This is a genomic window from Microbacterium sp. JB110 (assembly GCF_003335195.1).
GTDB lineage: Bacteria > Actinomycetota > Actinomycetes > Actinomycetales > Microbacteriaceae > Microbacterium.
The window spans coordinates 114647-134652 of the sequence record NZ_QPGM01000006.1 but is presented as its reverse complement, the minus strand read 5'-3'; the positions used below and the strand labels follow the sequence as shown (position 1 = coordinate 134652).

Annotated in this window: 11 protein-coding genes and 1 pseudogene; 4 read left to right on the top strand and 8 right to left on the bottom strand. The window is 64.8% G+C overall.

The window, feature by feature from the left end; translation table 11 throughout:
* The 4 genes from CIK77_RS11795 (at position 1) to CIK77_RS11780 (ending at position 3522) form a co-directional block, all read left to right on the top strand.
* Positions 1-888 (top strand): carbohydrate ABC transporter permease, encoded by an 888-nt coding sequence (locus tag CIK77_RS11795; protein ID WP_249268475.1) that lies wholly within the window; start codon positions 1-3, stop codon positions 886-888.
* 107 nt (positions 889-995) lie between these two features.
* Entirely contained in the window at positions 996-1184 is a 189-nt protein-coding gene (locus tag CIK77_RS11790) for a hypothetical protein (protein ID WP_087053882.1), read from the top strand.
* Between the two features lie 50 nt (positions 1185-1234).
* Positions 1235-2427, top strand: a protein-coding gene (locus tag CIK77_RS11785) for an IS3 family transposase (RefSeq protein WP_114347209.1) whose coding sequence is annotated in 2 segments (ribosomal slippage) — positions 1235-1519 and positions 1522-2427 — 1191 coding nt in all. Because the reading frame shifts where the segments join, the coding sequence is not laid out codon by codon here.
* A gap of 15 nt (positions 2428-2442) precedes the next feature.
* On the top strand, positions 2443-3522 hold the full coding sequence (locus CIK77_RS11780; protein WP_087054476.1) for an ABC transporter substrate-binding protein: 1080 nt from the start codon (positions 2443-2445) through the stop codon (positions 3520-3522).
* A gap of 226 nt (positions 3523-3748) precedes the next feature.
* On the opposite strand, the pseudogene CIK77_RS18165 reads toward CIK77_RS11780, so the two are convergent.
* From CIK77_RS18165 to CIK77_RS11740, 8 genes and pseudogenes are all read right to left on the bottom strand, one after another.
* Positions 3749-4546, bottom strand: a pseudogene (locus tag CIK77_RS18165) (IS1380 family transposase); the annotation flags it as partial.
* A gap of 115 nt (positions 4547-4661) precedes the next feature.
* The gene (locus CIK77_RS11770; protein ID WP_114347214.1) at positions 4662-5969 is read right to left on the bottom strand and encodes an ISL3 family transposase; all 1308 of its coding nucleotides are present in this window, start codon (positions 5967-5969) and stop codon (positions 4662-4664) included.
* Between the two features lie 58 nt (positions 5970-6027).
* Positions 6028-7041 carry a carbon-nitrogen hydrolase family protein gene (locus tag CIK77_RS11765; protein WP_087053839.1) on the bottom strand — a complete coding sequence of 338 codons (1014 nt, stop codon included), beginning with the start codon at positions 7039-7041 and terminating at the stop codon, positions 6028-6030.
* A 189-nt stretch (positions 7042-7230) separates the two neighbouring features.
* Positions 7231-10131 (bottom strand): carbohydrate binding domain-containing protein, encoded by a 2901-nt coding sequence (locus CIK77_RS11760; protein WP_087053838.1) that lies wholly within the window; start codon positions 10129-10131, stop codon positions 7231-7233.
* Positions 10132-10568: 437 nt separating this feature from the next.
* Positions 10569-13955, bottom strand: a complete 3387-nt coding sequence (locus CIK77_RS11755; RefSeq protein ID WP_087053837.1) for a WD40 repeat domain-containing protein — start codon at positions 13953-13955, stop codon at positions 10569-10571.
* A complete protein-coding gene (locus CIK77_RS11750; RefSeq protein ID WP_087053836.1) occupies positions 13952-15514 on the bottom strand; it encodes a sulfatase family protein in 1563 nt (520 codons plus the stop codon). Before CIK77_RS11750 ends, CIK77_RS11755 begins: the two co-directional genes overlap by 4 nt.
* 232 nt (positions 15515-15746) lie before the next feature.
* A complete protein-coding gene (locus CIK77_RS11745; RefSeq protein ID WP_087053835.1) occupies positions 15747-17045 on the bottom strand; it encodes a sulfatase family protein in 1299 nt (432 codons plus the stop codon).
* Positions 17046-17125: 80 nt separating this feature from the next.
* Positions 17126-19999 carry an outer membrane protein assembly factor BamB family protein gene (locus CIK77_RS11740; RefSeq protein WP_087053834.1) on the bottom strand — a complete coding sequence of 958 codons (2874 nt, stop codon included), beginning with the start codon at positions 19997-19999 and terminating at the stop codon, positions 17126-17128.
* Positions 20000-20006: the final 7 nt, after the last annotated feature.

Below are 20006 nucleotides of genomic sequence, written 5' to 3'. Positions count from 1 at the left end.
ATGTCCGAAACCATGACCAACGTCCTACCCGACGCCAGCAAGAAGGAACGCGAGGCGAAGCGATCGCCGCGCGCCGTCCGGCAGTTCCGCAAGCTCGCCCCGACGCACGTACTGCTCATATTTCTCGCTCTCGTCACCGCGTTCCCCTTCTATTCCATGGTGGTGATCGCCTTCCAACCGGGACAGGCAATAGAGATGCCTGGCTCGCTGTTCCCGGGCTCGCTCTCGCTCGACGCCTTCGTCGACGCACTTGCCAGCAAAGACATTCCCCGCTGGGTGCTGAACTCGACCGTCTACTCGGTCGTCTCGACCGTTTTCGTTCTGTTGTTCGCGTCGATGGCAGGATATGCCTTCGCGAAGAAGCGGTTCGTGGGGCGTGAAGTGATCTTCTGGGTCTTCATCGCGATGCTGATGATCCCGTACCACCTCACGATCATCCCGCAGTACATCCTCGTAGGAGACATGGGCGGGCTCGACACCATGTGGGGAATGCTCGTACCCACGATCGCCAACGCCCAGGCGATGTTCCTCATGCGCCAGTTCATCCACGCGATCCCCGATGAGATGCTCGACGCCGCCAAGATCGACGGCGCCGGGGAGTTCCGTATCTACTGGTCGATCATCTTGCCGCAGACGAAGCCCATCATGGCAACCTTGACGACCTTCGTCTTCCTGTGGCACTGGAACGACTTCCTCTGGCCGATGGTCTCGCAGCAGTCTCAGGAGAACTCCGTGCTCACTGTGGGTCTCAACACGCTGCAGGAGGAGCAGTCGCCGCTGGCGACCGTCATGGCCGCTGCTGTGATCAGCTTCATCCCCACCTTCCTCGTGTTCGTCTTCTTGCAGCGCTACTTCGTACGCGGCGTGATGATGTCAGGGCTGAAGTAGAAGACACAACGGGTTCGCCTCACTTTTCGCCCTGAAGAAGTCCGTCTCGACGAAGGGTCGTGTCACTCCAGATGAGAACCAGAACGCATGCCGTAGCCGCTCTGGCGATGTCGAGCACGCTCGTGCTCCTCGCAGCATGCGACAGCCAGGAAGAACCAAGCGGCCTGGACTCGGAATCAGTTCAGATTGCGGGAGACGTCACGGTGTGGACGTACCCCCTGCCTGGCACCCAGGATCCGGAGTGGTGGAAGCCGCACATCGCCAGGTTCAATGAGACGGGTCTGCTGCACGGATAGGTGACATCTGAGGTGGCTAGCCCGGAGGGCTGGCCTGGGAGGATGTCATTATGCCCAAGCCGTTTCCGAAGGAGTTCCGTGAAGACGTCGTCCGGGTCGCGCAGCAGCGTGATCCCGAGGTCACGCTCGCGCAGATCGCGGAAGACTTCGGTGTTCATGTCGGGACGCTGGATAAGTGGATGCGTCAAGCGCGCATCGAGGGCGGTGAGCAGCCGGGTGTGAGGCGTGCGGAGAGCGATGAGGTGCGTGCGCTGCGTAAGCGCAACCGGCTCCTGGAACAGGAGAACGAGGTGCTCCGCCGTGCTGCGGCGTATTTCGCGCAGGCGCATCTGCCGGGAAAAGGTACTACCCGCTCGTGACAGAGCTCGCCGCTGACGGGATTCCCGTCACGGTGACGTGCCGGGTTCTCATGCTCTCTCGACAGCCCTACTACCGGTGGCTGAAGCGACCGGTCACCGATGCCGAGATCGTGGAGGCGTATCGCGCGAACGCGCTGTTCGACGCGCACCAGGACGACCCCGAGTTCGGGCATCGACTCCTCGCCGACCAGGCCCGTCAGGAAGGTGAATCGATGACGGACCGGACGGCGTGGCGGATCACGTCAGCGAACGGCTGGTGGAGCGTGTTCGGGAAGAACAAGGGCAACAACGGCAAGCGGCCAGGGCCTGCCGTTCACGACGATCTGTGCACTGTCACCGACGCGGACGGGAGGGTCCGGCACGAGTTCACCGCCGATGGCCCGAACCAGCTCTGGTTGACCGACATAACCGAGCACAAGACTGCTGAGGGAAAGCTCTATCTCTGCGCGGTCAAGGACGTGTTCGGGAACAAGATCGTCGGGTACTCGATCGGCTCGAGAATGAAATCCAGCCTGGCCGTGAGAGCACTCGAGAACGCCGTCGCCCTGCGCGGCGACGTCGCCGGCTGCGTGGTTCATAGCGACCGCGGGTCGCAATTTCGAAGCCGGAAGTTCCTGCGCGCTCTGACCCGTAACAGGATGGTCGGATCCATGGGGAGAGTGGCTGCGGCTGGCGATAACGCGGCCATGGAGAGCTTCTTTGCCCTGCTGCAGAAGAACGTCCTTAACCGCCGACACTGGGCCACTCGCGAGCAGCTACGCATCGCGATCGTGACCTGGATCGAGCGCACCTATCATCGCCGGCGCAGGCAGACCGCCCTGGGACGTTTGACGCCCGTTGAATTCGAGACCATCATGAACACGACCGTTGCACTGGCGGCGTGACTAGAACCGTCACCTATCCGTGCAGCAGACCCGACCTATCCGAACGTTGAGGTGGAGGTCGTCGTCAAGCCGTGGCAGGGCCGCATCGAGTCGTTGGTCACTTCCGTCGTAGGCGGCACCGCGCCGGACGTGGTCTATCTGAGCCCCGACTACATCCCGCAGTTCCTGGAACCGGAGAACCTCCTGTTGCCCCTGGATGACCTGCGGGACGATTGGAAAGAGTTCGCCCCCGTTGTGCTTGATTCACTTCGCGGCCTTGACGATGGTTCGCTCTACGGCGCTCCCGCGGGTGTTCCGATCATGATGCCGTACTGCAACAGTGCAGTTCTCGAATCAGCTGGTGTCGACTGCCCGAAGACGTGGGACGACATGCGCGAGGCGGCGCCAAAGATTAAGGAAGCGGGCTACTACCTCACCGAATACATCGGTGGCACATCTTCGAGCTTGAACGGGAGCTTCTATCAGTACCTGTACCAAGCTGGCGGCGAGATTCTCAGCGATGACATGACGGAAGCCGCGTTCAACGGCCCTGAGGGACGAGAAGCTCTGAGCTTCGTGAAAGAGATGGTCGACAACGGGTGGGTGCCTGAAGCGCCGCTGACCGTGGCTGAACCACGGGAGCAAAGTGCTGTCGGTCAGGGAGAAGTGGCGTACCAGCTCGGGGAGTCACTCATCAACCTTCGCGAGCTCCTCGACCCTGCGGATCTGCATCTGGCCGAGCCGTTGACGAACGAGGAGGCTTCTGTTTGGGGAACGGTGGGCGCGTGGTCGATCTTCAACACGACCCAGAATCCCGACGCTGCGAAAGCGTGGGTTCGGTTCATGGGCGACACAACGTTCCTGAAGGACTTTCTCGCCAGCAATGGCTACCAGTCCCCTCGAGCAGACATTGAAGCCGGCGCGCTTTTCCCGGATGATCCGCAGATGGCGAAGGGCGCGGAGTACGTGAAGCACCTCCGCACCGAGCTGCAGCATCCGAAGGCACGCGAGATCATCAACATCCTCATTCCCCACCTGCAACGTGCGCTGCTGGAGGGGGCAGACCCGCAAGAAGTACTCGACACTGCCGCTGACGAAGTGAATGCGATTCTCTAGCCTCGATCTTTCATCGGACGCCGGTGGTAGCGTGCTCGGCGTCGCCGCCGGTCTCGAGCGTTGAATCCGGCACGAGGGCATGACAATCGAGCGCGCGTCGTCGCGCGGGGCAGGCTTCCGGGCCGGCGCCTTTCGAGATCGTGGGCGAGCAGGCGAGAGGGGTGCGTCAGTCGGCGGGCGCGGGTAGCGCGCGCAGTCTGGCGATCGCGGTGGTGAGCACGCTGGCTCATCTCGTTCGGTTCGCGAACCGCAGCCAGACGCGCCTGCCGGTGCGGGCGATCACGGCCGGGAGGGTGAACAGACGGTGCCGGAGGCGTTTCGGCTCCCAACGCCGCGCAGGCTGGTCGGGGTGGGCGAGCACGCCGAGCCAGACGAGCAGTTCGCTGGCGATTCCGACGATGAGACACCAGACCCGGTTCTGGCCGAACGTGTTCAGTGGGAGGTTGCGCAGGCCGGTGTCTTTCGCATCCCGGATGCGGTCCTCGGCGCGGTCCCGGCGGCGGTGGCGCAGCTCGAGGTCGGCGAGCTGCCCGCGGGTGGTGTTGGTGGCGAACGCGGTGAGCCGGTAGCCGTCGACGTCGTCGAAACGCAGCTGCGCGCCCGGGTGGAGGCGTTCCCGGCGGACGATGACGCGCATCCCGGCCGGCCAACCCGACAGGTCGAGCAGCCCCGTCACTTCGACCACGCCCGCCCCGTCACAGGGGTCGCCGTCGGCATTGATCGCAGCCTGCCATTCGGTCTCAGGGATCAGCCGGTAGATCTCCGGGTCTCGAACGGGAGGGTGAACCCGACCGAGTAGGCGACGCGTCGCTTCGTGAGCCAGGCGAGGAAGCCTTTCGTGCCTCCCGCGCCATCGGCGCGGACGAGGACGGACTTGCCGGAACGGGACGGGTCGATCCCCGGGGATCTGTCGGAGCGCGGGGCGGGTGACGTCGATGTAATCGGTGACGGTGTTCGATTCCGCGTTCCCCGGGCGCAGTCTCATCGCGACCATCTCCCCGGTCCCGTCGGTTCCGTGGTCGACAGAATAATCACGCAGCAGAGATAGCACGAGCACCGATGCCGCTTCACTCTCAGTACCAGTTGAAGGGCCGATCGCCCCGGTCGCGCACCCTTCACCCGAACGGTTTGATGGCTCTTCACGAACGAGGGTGTAGTCGAGGTCTGAAACCGCCGGCTTCGAGCAGACTCCTGTCGATGTAGTGCCTCAGGTTCCGGAACCCAAGCGCGATCCCGCGCAGATGCTCGAGTCGGCCATTGATCGCCTCCGTCGGGCCGTTGCTGGTCCCGGGCCGATCGAAATAGCCGAGGACGTCAGCGGCTCGTTGCTTGAGCGTACGAGCGAGCTTGCGGACCTCGACCAGCTGCACGGGCACCCCCGTGGAGATCCGGTCGATCGTGTGCTGCAGGAAGAACCTCCCCAGCCCGCGGTCCGTCTCCCGATACGCGGTGATCATGTCCTGATACACACCCCAGGTCGCTTCAACCTCGACATGGCGCTGGTCGGCGAACACCTCCTCGAGTCGCGCATGCTGCCTCTCGGTGAGAAGACCCGCTCCTGTCAGCAGAGTCCGGCGGACCCGGTAGAGCGGATCACCAGTCCTACCCCGACGACCGAACACATCGCGCTGAACACGGCGCCGACAGTTCTCCAGCGCGTCCCCGGTAAGCCGGATCACATGGAATGGATCCATGATCGGAGCAGCGTCGGGAAGCTCTTCGGCGGCGGCGGTCTTGAACCCAGTGAATCCGTCCATCGCAACGACCTCGATCCCGTTCTGCCACTGCTGCGGGCGTGCAGCCAGCCACCGCTTGAAGACTGCTTTGGAGCGGCCTTCGACCATGTCCAGCAGCCGGGCAGGTCCGGTCTTCTCACGCACCGGGGTCAGATCGATGATCACGGTCACGTACTTGTCGCCACGCTTCGTGTGGCGCCACACGTGCTCGTCGACACCGATCGTGGTGACACCGTCGAAGCGGTGGGGGTCATCGATCAGTTGTCGTGTGCCTTCAGCGAGGATCGCGTCGTTCGCGGCCGACCATGACACGGCCAGTCCTGCCGCGACGCGGGAGATGGACAGATGGTCCACCACGAGTCCTTCCAGTCCCCATCGCAGACCGCCGCGGGAGATCTTCGCCCGCGGCGGCGCCGCTGCGGTCGTGTCCTGGCGCCACACCCGGCCGCATCCTGAGCACTTGTAACGACGCACGCGGATCAGCAGCGTCGTGGGTCGGTGTCCGAAGGGTTCGTGCGCGAGCCTGCGCACCACCGTGTCCCGTGGCGTCCCCTCACATCCGCAGTGCTGGCACCACTGGTCTGGTTCAACGACTCGGCATTGGAGCATCGCTCGGTCGGGTTCCAGGTGTTGTCCGACGGCTTGGAGACCGAGCTCGTCGAGGCGGCAGAACGTGGTCAGGCAGGGCGCATCAAAAGTAGGGTGGGACATGTCGAGGTCTTCCGGGTGGGCAGTGTAGGAACTTCCATCTTCAGGGAGACCTCGACTCCTACACGGACAGCGACGCGCTCAACGGACTACACCCTCGTTCGAGAAGAGCCGGTTTGATCTCCGTCTGGTTTCGAGCGGTGATCGAGCGTGAGAAGTAGTCGTCGACGTCGACGATGCCGGCTGTCTCCAACGCCTCGGCAAGCGGCAGGTCGGGATCCTCGCTGGTGATCAGCACGACACCCACCCGCCCTGGATCGTGGATCTTGACGCGCCGGCCGTATCTGTTCTTCAGATCGGCGAATGCTTCGGCGTGCTCGTCAATGTGACAGACGCGATAGTCCAGGTTGATCCGTTTCGTGAAGTGATAGCGGTAGTTCGTCGACGAAGCGACTTTGTCCCCTACCGGGCTGTACGCCTCCGACAGATTCGGCGGATGGATTGCGCCGATGAACCACGACCGTGCGGTGTACGCCCAGTACTGCTGCATGAACCCGCCGTGATATGCCGAGCTGAACAGGATGATGTCCGGTCGCTGCGCGGCAAGACGCTCCAACGCCTCCGTGTAGTTGAGGTCGAAGCATATCGTCGGCGCCAGGCGCCCGATCGGTGTGTCCACAACGACCATCTCGCGACCGGGGGCAACATGGTTGCGATGCATCTCGGGCATCGTCGGATAGTTCTTGTCATACGGCGCACCCATGGGATTCCCGTCGGGCCCGTACACCACCGTCGAGTTCCGCAGCAGACCGGCGTCATCGACGCGATAGCCCGACCATGCCAGATGCGTGGCATGCTCCGCCGCCAACGCGGCGAAGAACCCCTGCAGCCTCTCGCCGTATGTCCGCGTGAAGTCGTCGATCTGCTCGACGGGAAGCATCCGCCGCGGATCGAGGCTCGCCAGCGGCCGAGCAGCGTGCTCGGGCAAGACGACCAGATCCGGACGATCCGCCCAGACATCGGCCAGTCGGCGCCGCCAACGCTCTGTCACTGCTGCGAACATTTCCGCGTCACTGGCGTCGAGCCCGACCTCCACAGGTGCACCCGACACCGCACTAACCGTCACTTCACGCATGCTGCTTCCCTCATTCCGATAACCTCCAATGCTCGCCGACACCTCCGCACGATTTCAGACAGCACGAGGGCGCCGCGGGTGACGTTCCGTCCCCGCGGCGCCCTCGTGCCCATTCTCAGATCCCGGCGCACCGACCGAGCTGGGGTCCGGAGCATCGTTCATCCGGACCCGCGCACCTCCGGGCCGGGCTCATCCCTCTCCCAATCCGCCGGGGACGCCGAAGTAGACATCGTCGACGAACGATTCGCCGACGACGCCGCTGGAGCTGTAGATCATCACTCGCGCCGCGACGGCGCCTTCTGGCACCTCGAAGTTGAGCTCGGTCCGCTCCCAGGTGTCGAGAGCGGGCTCGACGAGCTCGTACGACTGGTCGACCACGTTGCCGTCCGCGTCGTCGAAGAAGATCGTCGGAGCGAGGCGGCCGTCGATTCGGTACTGGTCGAAGCTGAACTCATAGGTGGTACCTGCCTCCACCGGAACTGAGTCGGATACCAGACCACCGCCGCCTGAGGTCGAGGTGTCGCGGACGTGCAGGCTCCGAATGCCATCGCTGGACCGGTCGTCCGTCAACGAGACGTAGTGAGCTGATGCAGGCCAACGCAGCGACCAGCCGTGGATATCGGTCACGTCCGCGCCTTCCTCGAAGCCGGCGTTGACGAGAAGGTTCGACGAATCGTCCTCGATCGGTACGAGAACTGCGCATTGGCCGGCAGCCGAACCGGCGACAGTGTTCAGGCTCCCTTCGTGGTGAGGTTGGGAGGAGTTCTCAGAGCATTCAAGCGCCCCACGCACCGTGTTGCCGGAGAAGACGACCTCATCCTGAGTGCCGGTCACCGTGACCGCACCGCGAATCTCCGAGTCGCGAATCTGCACGTTCCATGCCTCGTTCGATTTCACTTCCCCGCGGATCGAAGATGACTCGGCTATCAGCGACCCGCCAGCGGTCACTGTGACCCCGTCGTTCACTCGCGCGCCGTCAAGGCACGCCACTTCATCTGCCTCAACCACGAGACCGCCCTCGACCGTGTCCGTGAATGTCTCCGTGCAGACCAGGTCGGGCTCCGCCAAGCGATACAGGTTCGCCTGGCGCGCGTAGTAGTAGGAGCCGTTGCGGTCGATGGCCAGCCCGTAGGCATCCGTGAGCAGAACCGTCATCTCCAGGGTCTCTGGATCGATCTCGAACAGCTGGTTGTTGGACGACCCCACGAGCTTCCCCTCGTGCCAGAACAGCTCGCGTCCCGTCGCATAGATCGAACTGTCGTCGAAGTCGAAGTAACGCTCGGTGAGCACGACCTCGCGGGTGGTCGGGTCGAACTTGAACAGCTCGTTGGCGGTGAAGCCCCAGAGGTTGCCGTCATCGTCGAAGGTGAGCGCCGAGACGTTCTCGGCACCGGGGACAGGGACACCGGAGTACACGACCTCCGATGTCGCGGGATCGAAGATGAAGAGGTGTCCTTCTGAAGTGCTCGGCTCGACGCCGATGCCGCCCCAGATGCCGGTGCCACCGTAGATCAGCCCACCACGGTAGGCCAGCGAGAGCACCGTCTGGTCGTTCACGACGTTGCGGAACACGTCGACATCGTCGGTTTCGGGATCGAAGAGAGACAGCGCACCTCCCAAGGTGCCATAGGTGGGCATCGTGCCGACTGCGACGACGTCACCGGCCGATGCGAGTGCGAGTGGCCGATCCTGTTCCTCGCCGAGCCGGATACCGGTCCTCGGGTTCGAGCCCCACGACCACCCTTGTGTCGTGTCATAGGCATGAAGCCTGGCCTTCGTGTACATGCCGGCGACGAGATAGTCGCCGTGCGCCACGATCTCCTCGGGCTGTCCAGTGCGTGTCGGGTAGAGGGTGCTCTCGCCGCTGTCCGCATCTGTGCGTGCGAGACCAGGAGGGCTCGCATAGCCACCGGTCCAGACGTCACCCTGCGGCCCCACGCCGAGCGAGCGGATCAGGTATCGCGACGGCGCCACGTCCGGTTCGAAGGTGGCGGTAGCACCCGTCTGTGGGTTCCAGGCGTAGAACGTGCCCTTGTCGGTCGCGGTGACGAGGGTCTCGCCAGGGAACTCGTCATCCGAGAGCTCCAGCAGACCGAAGCTGCGCTTCTGGCCCCGGTGGCCGAATGAGATCTCACGCGTCTCACCGGTGTCGATGTCGAAGGCAAGACCGTCGGAGTACTGCATCGGAATGAGCGTTTCGCGGCGCTCGACATCCGATTCGTTCGTGGTCACCACCGGCGAGAGGTCCTGACCGGCGGCCTGCGGGATCTCGTCGACCCAGGCCTCCTGTGCGAACGAGTACACGTGCAGCACCGCGTCGCTCATCCGGGCGAAGAGATACTCGCCCCGGACGCTCAGATCCTGGACGAACTGCTCGTCCTGAGCCCCAGCCGGGAGTCCGATCTCGGCCATCGCACCGGTCTCGATGTCGACCTGTACCACACCCACGGTCGTCCCCGTGCCCGCGTAGATGTGCTCGTCGTCGACGTCGATGCTTCGCACGTACATCGCCCCGTCGAGCACGGAGCCGTAGTCATGCCACTCATCCGTCGACGGATCGTACGAGATCACCTTCCCGTCACGGTAGGTGCCGAAGTAGACGCGCCCATCGCTTCCCGCCGCAGCGCCGAAGAAGTGGGTCTGCCCGAACGGTTCGACGGCGATCACGTTGAGCTCGTTGTTCTCGACGTCGTACTGAAAGACCTCACCTGTCTTGGTGGCACCGAAGTAGACATCGCCGTTCGGCGTCGTGACGAATTCCCACACCTGCACCCCGAAACCGTCGATGTCGTACTCCAGCAGACGCTCGCCCGTCTCAATATCCACTGCACTGAATGCGGACGGCGACCCCGTGGAGGCGAACAGTCCGATGTTGCGCCCGTCGGGGTCCGTCGTGTACCCAACCGACGCGGAGCCATAGCCCGTCATCGTGGGACCCAGGTCCTCCTCGACGAGGTTGCTCTCCGACGCAACTGCCACGTCGTTTGCCTGTGACGTCGCGCCAGCCGCCGTAGGAGTCAGCATCGTTGCCGCCAACCCGACGAGCGCTGCCATGGTCACCGCCCACCGTGGCTTCGTGGAATGTCCCATCTAAATCTCCTTCACTGCAGATCAGACGAAGTGCATGTCGTCATCAACACAATGCTGCAATCGGTTGCACTCTATTGCTGTGTGACGCTACCGTGGCTCAGCAGTCGAGCACAACCCCCTCCTGCGACGTCGTACGCAGTACCGGACCGAGCGAACCGACTCTGGTTCATTGCAACGACACCAACCGCCGACTGTGCGATCAGACCTTCTTCGCTCGGGTCCCCCTCGAAGAGGCCGATGAACTCCGCCTCAAGAAGCCGCGCCCCGGCCGTTGAGCTCCGACGACCGCATATCCGTCTCTCACGCATCCTGCGTCCCTCGCGCACGCGATCTCCACGTTGCGAGATCGACCGTTCGCCGATGTCTCCACACTGTTCCTGATTGCACGGCTGCGCCGCGGGTGACGTTCGGTCCCCGCGGCGCAGCCGTGCTCATTCTCAGAACCCGGCGCACTGTCCTTCCGCTGCGCCGCTGATCGTGTTCGCGTTGCCCTCATCGTCGGGTTCGCCGGCATTCTCCGTGCAAGACAAGCTGCCGCGGACCTCCGAGCCCGAGAACACGAACTCGCCGGAGACGTCACGCACCGTCACCGCGCCGCGCAGTTCGCTGTCCCGCACCTCGAACGATTCAGCACCGTCGACTTCGACGCCACCACGTACTGCGGAATCGCTCATCATCAATGCGCCGTTCGTCTCGACGTCGAGGCCACCGCGCACATCGGCCTCTTCCGCGCAGACCCGCTCTCCAGCGGCCACCTGGAGGCCACCGACGTGACGCCCCGTGACCGTCCGGTCGCACGCAGGAACCTCCTGTGGCACCAGGCGGTGCAGCGACGCGCCTCGGCTGTAGTAGTACGAACCGTTCCGATCGATCGCCAGGTTGATCGCGTCGTCGACCAGCACCTTCATCTCGAGCGAATCCGGATCGATCTCGAAGATGCGCTCGCCGGAGCCCCAACCCAGCATCGTGGCGCCGACCAGTTTCTCGTCATGCCAGAAGAGCTCGCGCCCAGTCCAGTACGCGCCGCTGGTCTCCCCTTCCATGTAGGTCTCGATGTGCACGACCTCACGGGTCTCCGGATCGAACTTGAACAGCTCGCCATAGGTGAGTCCCCACAGGTTGCCCTCGTCATCGAATGTCAGAGCCGACACGTTCTCGGCGCCGGGGACCGGCACTCCCGAATAGACGACCTCGTCTGTCGAAGGGTCGAAGATGAACAGCTGTCCTTCTTCTGCGGTCGGCTCCGTGCCCAGACCACCCCAGATTCCTGTGCCGCCGTAGATCAGTCCGTCACGATATGCCAGGGAGAGAACGCTCTGGTCCTGGACGACGTTGCGGAACACCTCCAGGTCTCCCGTCACGGGATCGAACAGCGACAGCGCGCCACCGCTCTCTCCGTAGTACGGCACGCTGCCGACCGCGACGACGTCTCCAGCGGAGGCCATGGCCACCGGGCGATCCTGCTCCGCCCCGATCGTGACGCCCTTGCCGGGGTTGCTCCCGTAACGCCACGTCTCCGTCGAGTCGTAGGACCACAGCTGCCCGCCGCCATACGTTCCATACACCACGTACTCGCCGTGGGACACCATCGACTCCGGCTGCCCCGACGCCGTGAACATCCGTGTGTCACCGGTGTCAGCGTCCGATCGCCCGACGCCCTGAATGTACCCGCCGACCCAGACGTTCCCATCCGGCCCCGTGGACATGGAACGGATCAGGTACTCGCCACATGCCACGTCTGGCCGGAACGTCTCGGTCGCGTCGGTCTCGGGGTTCCACGCGAGGAGTACGCCGTTCGGACGCGCCATCACGATCGACTCGCCCGGGAAATCATCGTTCGACAGCTCCACAGAACCCCATCCGCGTGCGGCTCCCGACACCGACAACGAGATCACACGCCGCTCCTGAGAGTCGAGATCATAGGCCAACACATCGGGCCCGAGCTGCGAGATCAGCACCTCCGTTCGAGGTGCGCCGCCTTCCGTTGTGATCTCGGAAACCGTCGCCTCTCCCGATGCCGAGTTCCACTCGCGGAGAGTTCCGTCACCGGCGAAGGTGACCAATGTCTCCCCCACCGAACCGTCCGACGCAAGGTCGTACATGCCCCAGCCGCGTGCCGAGCCCGGGGCTGACATCGAGATCACACGTTGTTCCCCGGAATGCAGGTCATAGGCGATCAGCGTGTCCCCGGTCGTCGAGACCACGACCTCCTCCCGTTGCTGACCCGAACCCGTCGTCGTGATCGCGGGCGAGAGGTCGTGGCCGGCGACATCGGCTACTTCGTCGACCCACCGCTGCTCTGTCAGCGAGTAGACCAGCAGCGTGTTCGACGGAGCGGACCGGACGAGGACCTTTTCTCCGCGCACACTGACCGAGTTCACACTCGACCCGTCGCGGTACGCCTCGGGCAGCGGGACTCTCGTCCGTGCACCGCTTCCGACGTCGATCCGCACCAGCCCCGCGTCGCCAAGGGTGCCCGCATACACGTATCCGTCCGCGACGTCCAGGCTTCGCACGTACTTGTCACCGGCGACGACGGACCCGAAGTCACGCCAGGTCTCATCGGCGGGGTCGTACGAGATCACCTTTCCGTCCGGGTACGTCCCGAAATAGACGCGGCCGTCATCTCCTGCCACCGCGTCGAAGAAGTGCGTCTGCCCGAACGGCATCTCGGCGATCTTCGTCATCGCCATCGCATCGGGATCGAAGCGATGCACCTCGCCCGACCCCGTCGTTCCGAAGTAGACGCTGCGGTCTTCTGTCTCCGCATATCCCCACACCTGCGTGCCGCGCCGCGGGATGTCCTCAGCGAGGAGCTGCTGCCCCGACTCGACGTCGACGACCCGAACCACCGTGGGATCTCCTCGATCCGCGATGATCGCCATCCGTTCGCCAGCCGAGTTCTCGGTGAAGCCGGATGAGGCCGAATCGACATCGGCCAACGGGCCGCCAGGGTTCGGCGCTGTGAAGGCCGGTGAGATGCCGTGGCTGACGGAGTTCGGAATGGCATCGACCCATTCCTCGTCGGCCAGGGAGTAGACCAGCATCACATTGGACGGCCTGGAGACGGCGAAGAGAAGTCCGCCCCGAATGCTCACTCCGTAGACGAATGTGTCATCCGCATATTCGCTCGGCATCGGGATCTCGGCGACATCCCCGGTCGCCGCATCGACCTTCGCCAGGCGGGCCCCGGTTCCGGTGCCGACGTAGATTTCACCGTCGTCTACGTCGAGGCTGCGGATGTAGTCCTCGCCGGCGAGCACCGTGCCGTAGTTCCGCCACTGCTGAGTCGCGGTGTCATACGACAGCAGCTTGCTGTCCGGGTAGGTGCCGAAGTAGACCGTGTCGCCTTCGCCTGCCGCGGCGAAGACCGTCGGCTGACCGAATGGCTTCTCGTCGATCTGAGTCAGTTCCAGACTGTCCGGATCGAAGCGGAAGATCCCGCCGATCTTCGTGGTTCCGAACCAGATGCTGCGATCGGGCATCGTCGCGTATGCCCACACCTGGGCTCCATTGGCCGGGATGTCTGCGTGCATCAGGCGCTCGCCTGTCTCCACGTCGACCGCGCTGAACACCGCGGGCTGCCCACCGGCCGTGACGACCGCGATCTCTCGACCGGAACTGTCGGTGGTGTACCCGGACGAGCCTGTGGAGACACCACCGATCGGGCGCCCCAGGTCCTCCTCGACCATCGGCACGCCGTCGATGTTCGTCACCTGCTCGGCGTCCGGTGCTTCCTCGGCCTGGCTCGCGATCGTCCCTGTCGCGAGCAGCGCGACGGCACCGGCCGCAGCCGCCACCGCCTTCATCCAGTTGCCTCTCATGCCGAGTTCTCCTCTCGATTCGGGGGCGAGCTCACGAGGCGGTCCTCTTTCGCATGACCACCTGCAAGCGGCCGTCCGTAGTCATCGATCGACTCGGGGTGGCGGGCGGCCGGTGTGGTGTTCCACGCGCTCAGCACCGTGCCGCTCAGCCGCTCCAGGAGGAGCGTCGCGTGCTCCTGCACGAGGTCGGCGTATGCCGGGTCGCCTGCCAGGTTCTCCGTCTCTGCGGGGTCGTCGTGCAGGTCGTAGAACTCCGCGGGACGCTCGCCGTCGTGGAAGACGTACTTGTACCGATCCGTGCGCAGGCATCTGCTGCGCGCATCTCGCGCATTCGTCGTGAACTCGCACAGGATCGAATCGCGCGGCTGCGGCGCAGCTCTCTCCGCCTCGAGGTACGCCCGAAGACTGCGGCCCGGCAGCTCCGCCGGGTGCGGGATACCCGCCCAGTCCAGGATGGTCGGGACCAGGTCGACGTGCTCCACCAGGTCGTCGACCCGCTGCGACGACGACTGCGTGCCGGAGATCGACGCCACCACCAGCGGCACGCGGATGACTCCCTCGGTGAAGTTGCCCTTGCCGAGACCACCGAAGTCGCCGAGCATCTCACCGTGGTCGGTGGTCATCACGATGATGGTGTCGCGCCCGTCGTCGCGCTCTTCCGCGGCCGCCACGATCTTCGCGACCATGTCGTCGATGAGGCTCATCATGCCCCAGTAGTAGGCGATCACCCGCCGGATGTTCTCCGCGCGCCCTGGGCCGTCGAACTGAGGACGTCGTCCGTGCACCAGCGCGGACGGGCTCTCCGCGTCGAACAGCTCGGGAACCGGCATCGCATCGCGGTCGTACTCGCTGGCGTACGGCTCGGGCGGGTCGAACGGGGTGTGTGGCCCGCAGAATCCGACCACGGCGAAGAAGGGCGACTCGTGGTCGCGAGCGATGTAGTCCGCGGCGTTCTCGCCGATCCAGCTGTCGACATACTGCTCGGCCGGGATCGTGGACGGAACGGCGGTGTCGTGCTCTTCGTATTCAGGAGTGCGGCGCGCTTCGTAGATCTGCTCGTAGGCACCGGGGTTGCGCTCCTCCAGCCACTCTTCGTAGATCGGCCCGAGCTGCGCAGGACCGTAAGGGGAGCCTGTCGACGTGGTCCAGCGTGCGCCCTTGCCCTGGGTGAGCCGAAGCTCGTCGAACCCCCGCGGCGGCATCAGGTGGATCTTGCCGAACGCGGCCGTGCAGTAGCCGGCTTCCTTGAGACGCTCCGCAGCCGTGACCTCGCCCGGAGGAAGTCCTGGCGTCTGATCGATGTCGCTGCGCATGTATTCGACGCCGTGCTGGTGCACGTAGCGCCCCGTGTGGATGCACGCCCTGCTCGGCATGCACACCGGGTTCTGGATGTACGCATGGTCGAACACGGTGCCGCGCTCGGCCAGCGCGTCCATCGCCGGCGTGCGCACGTGAGGGTTTCCCGTTGCGCCGAGGGTGTCGTACCGCTGCTGGTCCGTCGTGATCAGCACGATGTTCGGCGTACGGGCCTCCCGACCCTCCTGCGAATGCTCGGACACGAACCGCTACCTCCTCGTAAGAACGGACACGTTCTGTGTGCCCGTCCGCGGTCGGCGCCCTCATCGAGTGCGAGAACTCCAACCATATGCAACCGGTTGCAGATTACAGTAGCAGGTGCGAGACAGATGAACAAGGGGACCTACCGCACTCGGCGGTGCCACGGCATCCGCAAGCAGGCACAGTCATCAGCCGCCGACCGGCGGCGCTCCGGCCGTTCAACGACGACGTCCGTCAGCGCTCGCGCTTCTCCGGCCGGACCGGTGCGGGCACGACTCCTGTCGCCACGGGGTCTGCCGTCGCCCGCATGTGCTCATCGAGCAGCGCGCGCATGTGCTCTCTCGTCTCCGCGTGCCGAGAGTCGTCGATCGCGTTCCGCCGCTCGGTCGGATCGTCGCCGAGAAGGTACAGCTCTTCGGGAGGGCGCCACGCCAGATGTGCGTCTCCCATCCCGCGACGCGTCTGACTCCGCTCCAGATCATCCGGAAGCGGCAACCTCGGGCCGTCGACGTAGTTCCTGATGTACTTGGCGCGTGCCGTGCGCACGGCGCGGATCGGGTCGTAGCGATCGTGGTGGGTCTTCTCGAGGAAGAGCGCTCGATCGTTCTGTCGGCCTCCCGAGTCGCTTCCGCTCCCGCTCAGAAGTGGCAGCATGCTCTCGCCCGGCAGATCCGCAGACGCCTCTCCGCCTGCGACCTCGACGAAGGTGGGCACGATGTCCAGATGACTGACCGGCGCGTTCCGGCGCCCCGGCCTCACCTCCCACGACCTCGGCGGACGCACGAGGAAAGCCACCTTCACCCCTGGGTCATACAGCGTGCTCTTCGCCCCAGGGAACGCCGGACCGTGATCGGTCGTGAACACCACAATCGACTCTCGCCGCCGCGCCGACGCGTCGATCGCACGCAGGATGCGCCCGACCGCCTCGTCCATGTGCGCGATGGCGCCGTAGAACCCCGCAAGATCATGACGGGTATCGGCGTTGTCAGGCAGGAAGCCTGGCACCTCGACGGCGGCAGGGTCGTGGGGCGCGTAGTCGTACTCCGGCCACGGACGATGCACCTCCCACAGGCCGATCGAGGCGAACATCGGCGCCTCGTCATCTGCCTCCGGAAGCCACCGCTCCGCCAGCTCGGCGACTTCCATCGCCCTGGGCAGGAAGCCGAGACCATGCACCTCGTCATAGCCGAGCCGGCGCGCATCGAGATCCTCGTGCTGCAGCCCGAGCAGCGCGGTGCAGTACCCGAGCTCACCCAGCATCTCCGGCAGCGTCACGACGCCCTCGCGGTATCGCCATCCGGCGTGGCTCAGCCCCATCAGTCCGTTCTCGTGCGGCAGCTGACCGGTGAACATCGATGAACGAGCCGGCGTGCACAGCGGCGACGTGGCGAACGCGCTGTCGAACACCACTCCTTCATCCGCGAGTCGCTGCAGATTCGGAGCCGAGACGCTGGGATGCCCGTAGCAGGGGAGCCAGTCACCCAGATCGTGCACATGGATGAGGAAGATGTCGGGTGACGGCGGTGTCTGCACAGATGAGTTCCTTTCGTGGATCAGGGCCGACCGGAGAGAGGTCGTGACTCAGGCAATGGCGACCGACAGGGGCCGACGGGTCACACCCCGGCGCACTGACCGCCGACCGACCCCGTGACCGTGTTCGCGGCGCCTTCGTCGTCGGGCTCCGACGCGTTCCCCGAGCAGTCGAGAGACCCGCGCACATCGTTCCCGGCGAACACGAACTGTCCGTTTGTACCCGTTACAGACACTGCACCACGGATCTCAGTGCCGCGCACCTTCACGTGAGCCGCCTCTGACGCCGTGAGGGACCCGTGAATCGACGACCCCGGTTCCATGCGCAGCGCGCCTCCAGGTTGCACCTGCACCGCGCCGTCGACGCTCGCGCCATCGAGACACGCCACCGTATCGGCGGGGACCACGAGTCCGTCGTTCACGGCGTCGGTGAACGTCTCCGTGCATGCGGGCTCGATCTTCTCCATCGGCGTCCAGCGGAAAACGTGCGTGCCCGCCCCGTAGTAGTACCTGCCCTGTTCGTCGATGCCGAGGCCGTTGCAGGTGGTCGTCGTCTTCTCGACCAGAGTCGAGACCTTCTTCGTCGACGGATCGAACTCGAACAGCTCGCACCGGCTGTAACCGACGAATCGGTCCTCGACCCACTCGAATCCGCGCCCGACGACGTAGGTGTCCCGGTCGTTGCGCCGTTCGAACTCGATGAGATCGACGACCTGCCTCGTCTGAGGGTCGAACGAGAACAACGTCGTACCGGTCATGCCCCAGAGCATTCCCTCATCGTCGAACGCCAACCGAGCCACATGCTGATCGCCGGGCACGGGCACCGTCACGAACTCCTTCTCGCGTGCGGCGACGTCGTAGACGAACAGATGCCCCTCGGACGTCGTGGGCTCGGTGCCGAGACCGGTCACGATGCTCGTGCCTCCGTAGAGCATGCCGTCACGGTATGCCAGCGACATCACGGTCTGATCCTGCACGATGTTGCGATAGGTCTGCGTCGTCCGCTGCTCGTGGTCGTAGAACGCCAGCGCTCCCCCGACCGCGCCCTTGACCGGATACGATCCCAGCGCGGTGAGCGTCGGGGCGACCGCCTCGATCGCAGCGACCCTCTCCTGCTCGTCGCCGAGATGCACGCGCGGCGCCGGGTTCTTCTCCCACTCCCAGGCCTGCGTCGTATCGAAATCGGTCACGGGTGCGCCGTATCCGTAGCCCCCGATGACGAGATCGTCACCGTTGCTGCCGAGCTGCTCCATCTGTCCCGGACCGGGCAGCTTCGTCGCCTCGTCGGTATCGGGCGCGTACCGGATCAGGCCGTGGCTCGCGAAGCCGCCGAAGTAGATGTTGCCATCGGGCCCGGCGTTCAGACTGCGCACGAATGCCGGGGACGGCGCGAAGTCTCCGGTGCCTTCATACGCTTCACCCGACTCCGGATTCCACGCCGTCACCATGCCGCCTTGCGTCGTGCCCACCAGGCTGTCGCCGGGGAAGCCCTCGCGCTCGACCGGCGCCCAGTACCAGTTCATGCTGTTCAGCTCCATGCTGAAGCCGACCGTCCGGGTCTCGCCCGTGTTCAGGTCGAGACCGCGAACCTCCCGCGAAGCGCGATCCTGATAATAGACCTCGTAGCGCTCACCGTCGGGTGTGGTGACCCACCGGGGTTCCGCCATCCGGCGGTATGCCACGTCGTCGACCTGGTGCGTCCATTCGCCTACGACCATGTCGTAGACCAGCAGCGTCCTGCTCGGCGTGAAGGTCAGCGCGACAAGCGTGTCGCCGAAGACGTCCACGCTCTGGAAGCCGCCGTCGCTGAGGAACTGGTCGGGGATCGCGATCTGCGTCTTGTCGCCCGTGGCCAGGTCGAGCGACCACAGGCCGATCGGGGCCTGGGTCCCCACATAGACGGTGTCACCCGCCACATCGACGGTCTTTGAATACGCGGCGTCGTTGCCGAATCCGCCATGGTCCGTCCACTCATCGGCATCCGGGTCGTACGAGAGAACCTTCCCACCGGGGTAGGTTCCGATGAAGACCCGACCGTCCTCATGCATGTCCATCGAGTAGAGATGAGACTCGCCCAGAGGATTGTCCTGAATCTGCTCCAGGGCGAGAGCATCGGGGTCGAATCGCCACATCCCGCCTTGACTCGTCCCGATGTAGGTCGTGCCGTCGTCCGCCGAAGCGTAGCTCCACGTCATCGACGCTCCCGGCATCTCCTGCTGCATCAGACGCTCGCCCGTGGACACGTCGACAGCGCTGAACCTGACCGGCTGCCCGTTCGAGCCCAGCAGCGCAAGAGTCCGCCCGGACGCGTCCGTCGTCACGCCAGTGGTCTGCGCAGCGACATGTCCTGTGTAGGTCCCGAGGTCTTCCTCGATGCCTTTCAGCGGCAGCATCCGGAGCGAGACGTTGTCCACATAGGAGTCGACGACACCGCCGACGGACGCGTTCACCAGCAGCCGGATCTGCGTCGCCTCATCCGGAACGCGTCCCACGAGCGAGGCCTGCTCCCACTGCCCGGATGTCGTCTCGACGCGCTCGTACACATGGTCGATACGCTGCCCGTCCGCATCCTCGAAGTACATGAACGGTGCCAGCGCGCCGCTTACCAGGTACTGCTCGAAGACGAACTCGTACTCGCGCCCGGACTCGGCGGGTATCGGATCGGAGATCAGAGAACCGCCCAGCTCCGGGTCGTCGTCATGCATGTGGATGCTGTTCTGCCCATCGGACGCCCTCTCCTGCGAGAGCGAATAGACCTCGGGCGATCTCGGCGTGCGCGGCGTCCATCCGACGAGCTCACCGTCGGATGTGACCTCCTCGAAACTCGGGTTCACCACCGCGCTCGTCTCGACAGACTGCGCGGCCGAGACCTCGTCGGCTGCGTGTGTCGCCACCGCTCCCGACGCGACGATCAGCATCCCCGCCGCGATCGCTCCGTGACGGATGTGGATCCGCATCGCTACC